The 12,603-nt window shown below is 51.3% G+C and carries 9 protein-coding genes; 8 read left to right on the forward strand and 1 reads right to left on the reverse strand.

What is annotated here, in order from left to right; genetic code table 11:
* Positions 1 to 33 precede the first annotated feature (33 nt).
* The 3 genes from rplQ to IQ22_RS18225 all read left to right on the forward strand — a co-directional run bounded on the left by rplQ (position 34) and on the right by IQ22_RS18225 (position 3,097).
* A complete protein-coding gene (gene rplQ / locus IQ22_RS18215) occupies positions 34 to 429 on the forward strand; it encodes a 50S ribosomal protein L17 (protein WP_145144633.1) in 396 nt (131 codons plus the stop codon).
* A 231-nt stretch (positions 430 to 660) separates the two neighbouring features.
* On the forward strand, positions 661 to 2,118 hold the full coding sequence (locus IQ22_RS18220; RefSeq protein WP_145144635.1) for a catalase: 1,458 nt from the start codon (positions 661 to 663) through the stop codon (positions 2,116 to 2,118).
* Positions 2,119 to 2,263: 145 nt separating this feature from the next.
* Entirely contained in the window at positions 2,264 to 3,097 is an 834-nt protein-coding gene (locus IQ22_RS18225; protein ID WP_145144637.1) for an MBL fold metallo-hydrolase, read from the forward strand.
* 49 nt (positions 3,098 to 3,146) lie between these two features.
* On the opposite strand, the gene uvrA is transcribed toward IQ22_RS18225, so the two are convergent.
* The gene (gene uvrA, locus IQ22_RS18230; RefSeq protein WP_145144639.1) at positions 3,147 to 5,981 is read right to left on the reverse strand and encodes an excinuclease ABC subunit UvrA; all 2,835 of its coding nucleotides are present in this window, start codon (positions 5,979 to 5,981) and stop codon (positions 3,147 to 3,149) included.
* A 216-nt stretch (positions 5,982 to 6,197) separates the two neighbouring features.
* Between uvrA and IQ22_RS18235 the strand changes: the two genes are divergently transcribed.
* The 5 genes from IQ22_RS18235 to IQ22_RS18255 all read left to right on the forward strand — a co-directional run bounded on the left by IQ22_RS18235 (position 6,198) and on the right by IQ22_RS18255 (position 12,599).
* On the forward strand, positions 6,198 to 7,661 hold the full coding sequence (locus tag IQ22_RS18235; protein WP_280177100.1) for an MFS transporter: 1,464 nt from the start codon (positions 6,198 to 6,200) through the stop codon (positions 7,659 to 7,661).
* Positions 7,662 to 7,690: 29 nt separating this feature from the next.
* Positions 7,691 to 8,200, forward strand: coding sequence for a single-stranded DNA-binding protein (locus IQ22_RS18240; RefSeq protein ID WP_145144643.1), 510 nt, complete (start codon positions 7,691 to 7,693; stop codon positions 8,198 to 8,200).
* Positions 8,201 to 8,445: 245 nt separating this feature from the next.
* Entirely contained in the window at positions 8,446 to 10,659 is a 2,214-nt protein-coding gene (yccS, locus tag IQ22_RS18245) for a YccS family putative transporter (RefSeq protein WP_145144645.1), read from the forward strand.
* 106 nt (positions 10,660 to 10,765) lie between these two features.
* Entirely contained in the window at positions 10,766 to 11,665 is a 900-nt protein-coding gene (locus tag IQ22_RS18250) for a sugar nucleotide-binding protein (RefSeq protein ID WP_145144647.1), read from the forward strand.
* On the forward strand, positions 11,658 to 12,599 hold the full coding sequence (locus IQ22_RS18255; RefSeq protein WP_145144649.1) for an NAD-dependent epimerase/dehydratase family protein: 942 nt from the start codon (positions 11,658 to 11,660) through the stop codon (positions 12,597 to 12,599). Before IQ22_RS18250 ends, IQ22_RS18255 begins: the two co-directional genes overlap by 8 nt.
* Positions 12,600 to 12,603: the final 4 nt, after the last annotated feature.

Here is a 12,603-nt window from a genome sequence, read left to right on the forward strand (position 1 = left end):
TCACCGAACGTTAGTTTGGTAAGGAATTTAACCATGCGTCATCGTAAAAGTGGTCGTCACCTGAGCCGCACGAGCGCACACCGCAAGGCTATGTTCCAGAACATGGCTGTGTCGCTGTTCGAGCATGAACTAATTAAAACAACTCTGCCGAAAGCTAAAGAACTGCGCCGCGTTGCCGAGCCGCTGATTACTCTAGCTAAGGAAGATAGTGTTGCCAATCGTCGCCTGGCTTTCGACCGTACTCGTTCGAAAGCTGCTGTAGGCAAGCTGTTTAACGATCTGGGTAAGCGTTACGCTAACCGCCCAGGTGGTTATCTGCGTATTCTCAAGTGCGGTTTCCGCGCTGGTGACAATGCGCCAATGGCCTACGTTGAGCTGATTGATCGCCCTATCGGTGGTTCAGTAGAAACAGCTGAAGCCGCTGAGTAAGGGTTTCGCAAAAAAAAGCCGGGCTTGCCCGGCTTTTTTTTATTTAGAGGTGTAGAAAAACTCAACTCTTTTGAGCTCAGCTACTTGTACTAAATTCTTGGCTTTTACATTCCAAGATTTTTTTGGTTTTACTATTAAAAAGAGAGATTCAATAAATTAGAGCTAATTAAGAGGCTTAGTCATACTGCCCCTATAGCGCAGCGTTGCGTTACCAATAGGGAGACGAAGTAAATGAGCCAGAACAAGACGCTTACAACAGCGAGCGGTATTCCGGTTGCTGATAATCAGAATTCACGATCTGCCGGTCCGCGCGGTCCTCTGCTATTGGACGATTTCCATTTAGTAGAAAAGCTGGCTCACTTCAATCGTGAAGTTATTCCTGAGCGCCGCGTACATGCGAAGGGCTCCGGTGCCTACGGTACGTTTACGGTTACTCAGGATATTACCCATCTTTCGTCAGCAGCTTTGTTTGCATCAGTAGGCAAGCAAACTCCCATATTTCTACGCTTTTCTACTGTAGGCGGAGAGCGCGGGTCAGCCGACACAGAGCGAGATCCACGTGGTTTTGCCGTCAAGTTTTATACCGAAGAAGGCAATTGGGACATAGTCGGAAATAACACGCCCGTTTTCTTCCTGCGTGATCCGTTGAAATTTCCTGACTTTATCCATACGCAGAAACGTAACCCGCAGACCAATTTAAAGAGCCCTCAGATGATGTGGGACTTTTGGTCTTTGTCACCCGAGTCGCTTCATCAAGTAACAATCTTGTTCTCTGACCGTGGTACGCCTGATGGTTATCGGTTTATGCACGGTTTTGGTAGCCATACGTTTAGCGTTATTAACGCTCAAGGCGAGCGTCACTATGTAAAGTGGCACTTCAAAAGCCTGCAAGGTATTAAGAATCTTCATCCTGAAGAGGCCGCCCGTTTGGCTGGGGTTGCACCGGACTATGCTCAGCGTGATCTGTTTGAGGCTATCGAGCGTGGTGAGTATCCGAAATGGCGTGTTTGTATCCAGGTCATGAGTGAGGCTGAAGCTGTGGCCCGGCCTGAGAATCCTTTTGACGTCACCAAGGTATGGTCGCAGAAAGAGTATCCCTTGATTGAGGTTGGGGAGTTGGAGCTTAACCGTAACCCTCTGAATTACTTCGCTGAGGTTGAGCAAGCTGCATTTGCGCCTAGCAATGTTGTTCCTGGGGTAGGCCTGTCGCCTGATCGAATGCTGCAGGGTCGTGTATTTGCCTATGCCGATGCGCATCGCTATCGGGTAGGTACCAATTATCAGCAGCTGCCGGTTAATGCACCGAAGTGCTCTTACCAGAATTATCAACGTGATGGGGCTATGCGTTTCGATGGTAATGGCGGGGCGGCACCAAATTATGAGCCTAACAGCTACACTGATACGCCAAAGCAGGCACCTCGATATCGTGAGCCTGGTTTGGCATTAAGTGGTATGGCAGATCGTTACGATCACCGTATAGATGAAGATTATTACTCACAAGCTGGCGCGTTGTTCCGGTTGATGTCAGCACAACAAAAGGATTTGCTGATCAGCAATATTGTAGGGGCTATGCAAGGCGTAACGCGGGATGTTCAGCGTCGCCAGATTGCCCATTTCCTTAAGGCTGATCGTGTCTATGGAGAGGGTGTTGCTCAAGGGCTTGGTATCGTCTTAAGCGAAGTGGAATAAACTATCGGATGTTTATAAAGCCCCTTTCAAAGGGGCTTTTTTGTATCTGTCTTAAGCCCGTTGAGCAGAGGGATTCGTAGATTAAGAAACACCTAGAGTCGTGCTGCGGTCGCAATCAAAGGCAGACGGCACGAAGGGCTTTGATATGCGTGTTCATCATCTTGATTGCGGGTGTATGTGCCCATGGGGCGGGGCGTTGTTTGATGGTTTTAGTAAGGGGTTAAGAGGCCATTTAGTATGTCATTGTTTATTAGTTGAGACTGATCGCCATGGGCTTGTGCTTATAGACACAGGCTTTGGTGAGCGAGACGTACATGCTCCCTACAAGCGACTAAGCTCTTTCTTCATAAAGCTCAACAATATTCAATTCGATAGGCGCTATACGGCTGTTGAGCAGGTACGAAAGCTCGGATTTCAACCACAGGATGTACGTCATATTGTCCTGACGCATTTGGATTTCGATCATGCTGGAGGTCTTGAAGATTTCCCTGGGGCAACGGTTCACGTCCTTCAACGCGAAATAGAAGCGGCCAAGCTTCCACACGGCTTCATTGCTAAGAATCGTTATCGGCTACATCAGTGGGACCAAGTAAAGCAGTGGCAGTTTTATAAGCCCCACGGGGAACAATGGTATGGCTTCTCCGCTGTGCGTGATTTAGAAGGATTACCTCCGGAAATTCTTCTGATTCCTTTGGCAGGACATACCTGGGGACATGCGGGCGTTGCCATTCAAGGCCCACGCGGATGGTTGCTACATGCAGGCGATGCTTATTTTTATCGTGAAGAGGTAGGTCAACAGAAAAGGGCCTGTCCGCCAGGATTACGCTTCTACCAAACACTTATGGAAGCTAGCCGTGATTTACGGATGCGTAATCAACAGCGCTTGCGTGAGCTTTCTGTACTTCATGCCGGGGAAGTTGAGCTGTTTTGCAGTCACGATGCAAAGGAACTGGAGCGTTATCAGAATTTAAATAGGTAAAGTTAGTAAATAGCCAACCTGTATGTAACAGGTTGGCTATTTAACAATTTTATGCTCTGTCACGTTCTAAAAGAGGTTTGAGGAAACGCCCTGTATGGGACTTAGAGTTTTCCGCAACCTCTTCAGGTGTGCCGGTTGCAATTATTTCTCCTCCTTTGGAGCCGCCTTCGGGGCCTAGATCGACGAGCCAGTCAGCCGTCTTGACAACATCCAGGTTGTGCTCGATGACTACGACGGTATTACCATGGTCGCGCAGACGGTGAAGTACGTCGAGTAATTGCTGAATGTCCGCAAAATGCAAGCCGGTGGTTGGTTCATCCAGAATATATAAGGTTTTACCTGTATCTCGTTTGGAGAGTTCGCGGGCAAGCTTGACTCGTTGTGCCTCGCCTCCTGATAGTGTGGTAGCGCTTTGACCCAAGCGTATATAGGACAGGCCGACATCCATCAGTGTCTGCAGCTTGCGCGCCAAGGCTGGGACTGCATCAAAGAACTGGCGAGCCTCTTCGATAGTCATGTCTAATACTTCAGTAATGGTTTTACCTTTGTATTTGATCTCTAAGGTTTCTCGGTTATAACGCTTACCCTTACATACATCACAAGAAACATAGATGTCGGGTAGAAAATGCATTTCTACCTTTATTACGCCGTCGCCTTGGCAGGCTTCGCAGCGGCCGCCTTTGACATTAAAGGAGAAGCGCCCTGGACCATAGCCGCGTGAGCGTGCCTCGGGTACACCACTGAACAGCTCGCGAATAGGGGTAAATAACCCGGTATAAGTGGCTGGGTTGGAGCGGGGCGTACGGCCAATAGGGCTTTGGTCGATATCAACAACCTTGTCTATATGCTGTAACCCCTCAAAAGATTCATACGGCGCTACTTCCAATGTAGTGGCTCCATTAAGGGCCGTTGCCGTGATAGGGAATAGCGTATTGTTGATCAGAGTGGATTTGCCTGAGCCTGATACGCCTGTAATGCACGTGAACAGGCCTACTGGAAGGCGTAGTTCGACATTCTGTAGGTTATTACCTCGCGCACCTTTGACGACTAATTCCTTTTTCTTATCGTATGGGGTGCGTTTTGCCGGCACGATGATTTTTTTGCGGCCAGACAAGTACATGCCTGTAATGGAGTCCGGATGGTTCATGACTTCATCTGGGGCGCCGGCAGCAATAATTTGACCGCCATGTACGCCAGCGCCAGGACCAATATCGACCACATAATCGGCAAGCCGAATGGCATCTTCGTCGTGCTCGACGACAATAACAGTATTGCCTAGATTTCTCAGGTGCGTCAGCGTGCCCAGTAGCCGCTCATTGTCCCGCTGGTGCAAGCCAATCGAAGGTTCGTCTAGGATATACATCACGCCGACCAGGCCCGCGCCGATCTGGCTGGCTAATCGAATCCGCTGTGCCTCGCCACCTGAAAGTGTGTCGGCACTACGGTCAAGCGTAAGATAGTCGAGCCCTACATTAACCAAAAACTGGAGGCGCTCTCGGATTTCTTTAAGGATTTTGTCGGCGATCTGGCCTTTATGGCCTGTTAGCGATAGGCCAGTAAAATACTGTGTCGCATCGCCGACAGGGAGACGGGTCACTGCTGGTAGGGTTTTTTCACCTACCCAGACATGACGAGATTCCCGCCGCAAGCGGGTGCCGTTGCATTCTGAACAGGGCTGAGTGCTCAGATACTTGGCTAACTCATCGCGAACACTTTGGGACTCAGTTTCACGGTAACGTCGTTCAAGGTTAGGCAGGATGCCTTCGAATGAGTGCGAACGTTTGACGATGTCGCCTCGGTCATTGAGATAGCGGAACTCTACGCTATCGCGCCCTGAGCCATTCAGTACGGCTTTCTGATGTGCAGGACTAAGGTTCTTGAAGGGTTCTTCCAGGCTGAAGCCATAGTGCGCAGCGAGGGATCCCAGCATTTGGAAGTAATAGACATTACGCCGATCCCATCCACGGATGGCGCCTTCGGATAGTGATAGCTCACCGTTTACTACTCGTCGCGCGTCGAAGAACTGCTTAACACCCAAGCCGTCACAGGTAGGGCACGCGCCGGCCGGGTTGTTGAAGGAAAACAACTTAGGCTCAAGCTCTCCAATGGAGAAGCCACAAACTGGACAGGAAAAGCGTGCGGAAAAAATAACTTCCTCGCCCTCTTCATCTTCCATGGGAGCAATCAGGGCAATGTCGTCCGCCAGTTTGAGCGCTGTTTCGAAGGATTCAGCCAGGCGTTGTTGCAAGTCACTGCGGACTTTGAACCGGTCGACAACGATTTCTATGGTGTGTTTCTTCTGTTTGTCGAGCTTGGGCAAATCATCCAGTTCATAGAGACGCCCATTCACCCGGGCCCGTACAAAGCCTTGGGCCCGCATTTCCTCGAAGATTGCCTGATGCTCACCTTTGCGTTCCCGGACCACGGGGGCAAGCAGCATGAGGCGGCGGCCTTCCGGCATGGCGATAACTTGATCTACCATCTGGCTGACCGTTTGCGCCTCCAAAGGAACATCATGGTCGGGACAGCGCGGTGTACCTACGCGTGCATAAAGCAAACGCAAGTAGTCATAAATTTCAGTAATGGTACCAACCGTAGAGCGCGGGTTGTGCGAGGTAGACTTTTGCTCGATTGAGATGGCCGGCGACAAGCCTTCGATACTGTCAACATCCGGCTTTTCCATCATCGACAAGAACTGGCGCGCATAGGCTGATAGCGACTCGACATAGCGACGCTGGCCTTCAGCGTACAAGGTATCAAACGCCAGTGAGGACTTGCCCGAGCCAGATAAGCCAGTAATAACAATTAGCTGGTCGCGGGGCAGGGTGAGATCAAAGTTTTTCAGGTTGTGGGTTCGTGCCCCACGGATAAGGATCTTATCCACGTATGATATGGCCTCGCTGGCAGGCATCAGAAGCCCGCAATTATTCGGCGACAGCACGAGAGCGCGTCGAAACGTCGCGCCTGTGCCAAGCAGATCAAGACTGGTAAAATTACTGACGCGCTTCTACGGTGACATGTACTTCAGCTTTTGTTGGTACAGCCAAGAGACACTACGTCTCCGCTATAACGTAGTCTGCTTCGTCCCGCTTCCTCCTATGTGGTTACTCTTACTTCATTTTTAAAGTTATACGGTGCTATGAATTTTGCTGCACCGACAAAAGGAGTTTTCATGCACGATAAGCACAGCGAGCGCATGAGCGCTACGGAGCGTCGCGCTGCGGTTGGACTGGCCCTTGTTTTTGCGTTTCGCATGCTCGGTATGTTCATGGTGTTACCTGTTCTGGCTACATATGGTCAGGCGTTAGATGGTGCCACGCCTGCACTCATCGGGTTGGCTATTGGCGCCTATGGTTTGACCCAGGCTATTCTCCAGATTCCTTTTGGAGCGCTCTCAGACCGAATCGGGCGACGTCCGGTGATTATTGGCGGTCTTCTTATCTTTGCAGTGGGCGCTGCAGTGGCAGCCTGTTCACATTCGATCTGGGGCGTTATTGCTGGTCGTATCCTTCAGGGCGCAGGTGCCATCTCAGCAGCAGTCATGGCTTTATTATCCGATCTGACGCGTGAGCAGAATCGTACGAAGGCTATGGCTACGATTGGTATGAGTATCGGCGTTTCCTTTGCCGTTGCCATGGTGGGCGGCCCGTTGTTGACACGGGCGTTCGGTCTGTCGGGATTGTTCTGGACTACCGTTGGTTTGGCACTGGTGGGCCTTTTACTCGTTTTATTTGTGGTGCCTGTCAGCTCCAGAGCCATGCAACATCGTGAGTCCAGCGTAGCGCGCCAGGCTCTCGGGGCAACGCTACGCAATCCTGATCTGCTGCGTTTGAATCTGGGTATTGGGGTCTTGCATGCAGTTTTGATGTCCAGTTTCGTCGTCTTGCCTTTAGCAATGGCTGAGCGGGCAGGGCTTCCCAAGGAAGAGCACTGGTGGGTTTATCTAACAGCACTGGTGGTGGGCTTCTTCGCGATGGTCCCGTTTATCATCTATGGTGAAAAGAAGCGCCAAATGAAGCGGGTGCTGCTTGGCGCGGTGGCCATACTGGCGCTATGCGAACTGTTTTTCTATGTGTTCTATGCTCATCTCATAGCCTTGATAGTAAGCATTATCATCTTCTTTACTGCATTCAATTTGTTGGAAGCCTCTTTGCCATCATTGGTAAGCAAAGTAGCTCCAGCAGGAGGAAAGGGAACGGCAATGGGGATCTACTCCACTAGTCAGTTCCTTGGTTCGGCTGCAGGTGGCATCTTGGGTGGGTGGCTGTTTCAGCACGGTGGGCTATCCATAGTCTTCTTGGGTTGTGCAGCGCTCTGTGTTGTCTGGCTAGTAGTAGCTGCTACGATGCGTGAACCGCCGTATGTGACCAGCCTACGTATGCCACTGACGCCTGCGGCTGCAAAGGATAAAGGGCTGGCCGAAAGGTTGATGGCACTACCTGGCGTCGCTGATGCCATTGTAGTAACCAATAGTGATGAGATGGCTGTCTACATCAAGATAGATACCAAACAGGTTGATCGCGCTGCGCTCGAACAGCTAGTAAATTCAGCGTCTGCTGCGTAGCGGTTTTTAAAGATTTCAGGAGAGATAGTATGGCTCGTGGCGTAAACAAAGTAATTCTCGTTGGCAACGTAGGGGGCGATCCCGAAACCCGTTACATGCCCAATGGTAATGCAGTTACCAACATTACTCTGGCTACCAGCGACAGCTGGAAAGACAAGCAGACTGGCCAGCAACAAGAGCGTACCGAGTGGCACCGCGTTGTATTTTTTGGCAAATTGGCGGAGATCGCTGGGGAATACCTACGTAAGGGCTCTCAGGTCTATGTAGAGGGTAGCTTGCGCACTCGCAAGTGGCAGGGGCAGGATGGTCAGGATCGTTACACGACGGAAATTGTGGTAGATATCAACGGTACCATGCAGTTGCTCGGTGGACGTGGCAATGCGGGAGGCAGTGCTGATGAGTATAGCCAGGCGCCAGCCGCTCCGCGCGCTCAGCGTCCTCAACAGGCTGCTCCACAGCGTGAAAATCGCCCGGCACCACAACAGCAGCCTCAGCCGGCGCCTGACTATGATAGTTTCGATGATGATATTCCGTTCTGATCGATACGGCTGTTGATATATAAACAAAGGGTCCTGTGGTGATACATCGCAGGACCCTTTTGCTTAGGTAGTGTCATCAGTGTCTGCACGTGTCCTTTGGTTTTTCTTAAAACGCTGATCTATGTAAGAGTTCAACATTTTTAATAGCTAAAACACTTTGTTTAGAAAGATGTCTTTTAGTGTTACTCCGGCGTCATAGTAAAAGTTGCCTCTGAAGGAGGCGTTATGGAGCGTGCACGGTACACATGACTTTCTTCGGTAAACCTTGGCGTCACCTTTGGGCCCATAACAAAGCCAGCTACGGTGTACGAGTTTTCATCGCGCTAACCGGGGCCATGTCGGTCTGCTGGTATTTTGGAAGTCTAACGTCCATTTCGCCTGTATTTCTGGGCATCATTGCCAGCGCCTTGGCAGAAACTGATGACAATTGGCTAGGACGGCTAAAGTCGCTTCTTGCAACCTTGCTCTGTTTTGGTATTGCGGCGGTTTCCGTTGAACTCTTGTTTCCCTACCCCTGGCTTTTCGTGATCGGCCTGGCATTGGCTACTTTTTCTCTAACAATGCTAGGGGCTTTGGGTGAGCGTTATGCCTCAATTGCTCAGGCTACAGTGATCTTGTCAATTTACGGCATGATTGGTGTAGATCAGCGCCTTAATATGGATGGAGTCCTTTGGCTCGAGCCGAGTTTGCTCTTGGCTGGCGCTACTTGGTATGGCCTGTTATCAGTTCTGTGGTGTGCTTTATTCGCTCATCAGCCAGTCCGCCAGAATCTGGCCAGCCTATATTATGAGCTAGGGCTTTTTCTCCGTTATAAGGCGGACTTGCTGGAGCCGGTGCGCCAAATCGACCTGCATCAGCGACGGCTCAAACTGGCACAGCAAAATGGTAAGGTAGTAGAGGCGTTAAACCGTGCCAAGGCAACTATTTTGAGCCGCTTTGGCCGTTCAGGGCGTCCTGGTGTGCGTTCGGGTGCCTATTTCAAACTGTACTTCATGGCGCAGGATATCCACGAGCGTGCCAGCTCATCCCATTATCCCTATAGTGCCCTGACCGAGACTTTTTTTCATAGTGATGTTCTTTTTCGCAGCCAGCGTCTGCTGACTTTGCAGGCCAAGGCATGCGCTGCCTTGGGTGAAGCCATTCGTCTGCGCCACCCCTTCGATTACGGCCAGCAGAGCCAGCAGGCTATGGCTGATCTGACTGCTTCGCTGGATTATTTAAAGCAACAGAAAAACCGTAACTGGAAGGGTTTGCTGCGCTCTCTCGATTCCTTGTGCGATAACTTGGCCACGCTTGAGCGGCAGTTATCTGAGGCAAGTCGACCTGAGGTCAGTGTAGGCGAGCTAGATACGAGCCTGCTTGACCCAGCACCGCGGTCGCTCAAGGACATGTTTCAACGCGTCCGGCTTCAGCTTACGCCGACTTCATTGCTGTTTCGTCATGGGTTGCGCATGGCGCTAGCACTGGCAGCGGGGTATGGCGTCCTGCATCTGATCCACCCTAACTATGGTTATTGGATTCTACTTACTACTGTATTCGTCTGCCGTCCGAACTATGGTGCTACGCGGCTGCGTTTAGCTCAGCGAATTGTCGGTACCGTGATTGGCTTGTTGCTGGGTCATGCCTTTTTGCAACTCTTCGAGACGACTGAGGTGCAACTGCTAATGGCTGTTGTGGCAGGCACTGTTTTCTTTTTGACGCGAACAGATCGTTATACGGTTGCGACTGCTGCCATTACCGTCATGGTTTTGTTCTGCTTTAACCAGGTAGGCGATGGCTTTGGGCTAATCTGGCCACGTCTGATCGATACTTTGATTGGCTGTTTCATCGCTGTCCTGGCAGTGTTTTTTATTTTGCCAGACTGGCAGGGGCGACGTTTGCACCAAGTTATGGCCAATACGCTGGTCACCAGCAATCTTTACTTGTGTAGCGTGATCGACCAGTACCGTAACGGCAAACGCGACGACTTGGCCTATAGGGTCGCTCGGCGCAATGTGCATAACGCCGATGCAACCTTATCGGCCGCGTTGGCTAACATGCTGAGAGAGCCTGGTCATTTCCGACGTAACCTAGATGCAGGCTTTCGTTTTCTGGCGCTTTCCAACACTTTATTGAGCTATCTGTCGGCTCTGGGGGCGCACCGTACTAAGCTGGCAGAGCACCCGTCGGACGAGATTATCGGTAAAGCTCTTGCTCGCTTGAATAGTGGACTGGATGAGATTGCCACAGCTCTTGCTGAGCGTAGACCATTAGTTCCTACTGCCGAGGAGGAAAATGCATTGGCCGATGAGCTCGAACAGGCTCACGATGAGTTAGATGATGGACATCGGTTAGTGCTTACCCAGTTGGCGTTGATTAGTCGACTGCTTCCAAATCTCAAAAGCGCGGCGGCTTATGTCCTGCGCGAGCCTCATGATAACGAGGGCTCTGATACAACTGTTGATGCCGTATCGTCCTGATCATGGATGACGAACCCTTTCGCTATGCGTCACAATGCTTAATTATTGGTCAGCCTGGCCTTCAGGCAGGCCAGCCACTTTCGCTACTGGAAAATACCCAAACGCCATGCGCATGCGCCTCATGCTATTGGGCGGTGGTAATGCTCTGGGTCAGGCACTGATTCGCCTGGGAGCCGAGGAAGATATTTACTTTCTAGCTCCACGTCCGCCCGCGCAGGGCTGGGATGCCAGCCACTTGACCCGGTTGCTTGACGATACCCGCCCAGATGCTGTTATCAATCTGGCCTATTACTTCGACTGGTTTCAGGCCGAATTGCCTGATGACGAGCATTTATTTCACCAGGCTCGGGCTGTTGAGCGACTGGCCGAGTTGTGCCAGCACTATGCGCTTCCCTTGATTCAGCCTTCCAGCTACCGCATTTTTGATGGCGGTCGGACAAGTGCTTATAGTGAAAAGGATGACGCCAATCCGTTAGGCGTTCGCGGTCAGGCGCTCTGGACTATTGAACAGTCTGTTCGTGCGCTCTGTCCGCGACATATCCTTTTACGCTTGGGCTGGTTGCTGGATGAAAGTTCTCAAGGATGGCTTGATCGTTTTCTACGCCGTGTAAGCTTAGGGGAGCGCTTGTGCTTGGCGGATGACCGCCGTGGAAGCCCGACTCCTGTAGATGACGCTGCGCGCGTGATCTTGGCCATTATCAAGCAACTCGACTGTGCTGCGCCTTTATGGGGAACCTATCACTACGGCGGGGTTGAGGCTGTGACTCAATTGACCTTGGGCCACGCTATCCTGGCTGAGGCGGGAGCTTTGATGTTACTACCTGAAGCTCGTTTAGAGGCGCAAGCACATACACAAGCTGAGAATGCAGCGGAAGAGCCTCAGAATGCCGTCCTGACCTGCAAAAAAATATTGAATACCTTTGGTATCAAGCCGCGCAACTGGCGCAGTGAGCTGCCTGCCGTGCTCGAGCGCTATTACCGGCAAATAGGAAATCGTAATGCCTGATCCACTCATTCTTGTTACAGGAGGCGCTGGTTTTATCGGCTCTCATCTCGTTGACCTGTTGCTGAGCAAAGGGCTTCGCGTACGGGTGTTGGATGATTTGTCGACAGGCAAATTGGCTAATCTCCCTATAGGTTACCCTGGGCTTGATGTGGTCCAGGCCGATGTAGCCGATGCCCATGCTGTTCAGGCTGCCGTGGACGGTTGCAGCGCAGTGGTACATCTTGCGGCAGTGGCTTCGGTACAGGCATCGGTTGAGGATCCAGTCGGTACACACCGCAGTAACTTTATCGGTACGTTGAATGTCTGCGAGGCGATGCGTAAAGCGGGTGTGAAGCGAGTGATTTTCGCCTCCAGCGCTGCTGTATACGGTCCGAACGGCGAAGGGATGGCAATCGATGAGGAGACACCCAAGGCCCCGCTAACGCCCTATGCGGCGGATAAGCTTGCCAGCGAATACTATCTCGACTTCTATCGCCGCCAGCACGGCCTTGAGCCGGTTGTTTTTCGGTTTTTCAATATTTATGGGCCCCGCCAGGATCCTTCTTCACCTTATTCAGGGGTGATCAGTATCTTTACGGAGCGGGCACAACGAGGCGAGCCTATTACCGTCTATGGTGATGGGGAGCAAACGCGCGATTTTGTATTCGTAAGCGATCTGGTTGGGCTGATTGCTCAGGCTTTAGAGGCATCATGTCCTGCGCCTGAGGCGGTAAATGTAGGGCGTGGGCAGGTGATCAGTCTGAATCAATTGTTACAGCATATTGGCGATCTACTGGGCTTATTACCGCCAATCCGCCACGATCGTCCTAGGTCAGGTGATATTCGGCATTCAAAGGCTAATAACGCTCGTTTGCTGCAACGTTTTGAGGTAGGGGAGGGAACATCGATGCGTGACGGGCTTGCCACCTTATTGAAACTATCTCACCCGAAATAATACC

This window comes from Pseudomonas duriflava (genome assembly GCF_007830155.1).
Taxonomy (GTDB): domain Bacteria; phylum Pseudomonadota; class Gammaproteobacteria; order Pseudomonadales; family Pseudomonadaceae; genus Chryseomonas; species Chryseomonas duriflava.

What these genes read in the sequence shown, in the direction of transcription:
- rplQ (WP_145144633.1), top strand. Translation starts at nt 34, where the DNA reads ATGCGTCATCGTAAAAGTGGTCGTCACCTGAGCCGCACGAGCGCACAC.
- IQ22_RS18220 (WP_145144635.1), top strand. Translation starts at nt 661, where the DNA reads ATGAGCCAGAACAAGACGCTTACAACAGCGAGCGGTATTCCGGTTGCT.
- IQ22_RS18225 (WP_145144637.1), top strand. Translation starts at nt 2,264, where the DNA reads ATGCGTGTTCATCATCTTGATTGCGGGTGTATGTGCCCATGGGGCGGG.
- IQ22_RS18240 (WP_145144643.1), top strand. Translation starts at nt 7,691, where the DNA reads ATGGCTCGTGGCGTAAACAAAGTAATTCTCGTTGGCAACGTAGGGGGC.
- yccS (WP_145144645.1), top strand. Translation starts at nt 8,446, where the DNA reads ATGACTTTCTTCGGTAAACCTTGGCGTCACCTTTGGGCCCATAACAAA.
- IQ22_RS18250 (WP_145144647.1), top strand. Translation starts at nt 10,766, where the DNA reads ATGCGCATGCGCCTCATGCTATTGGGCGGTGGTAATGCTCTGGGTCAG.
- IQ22_RS18255 (WP_145144649.1), top strand. Translation starts at nt 11,658, where the DNA reads ATGCCTGATCCACTCATTCTTGTTACAGGAGGCGCTGGTTTTATCGGC.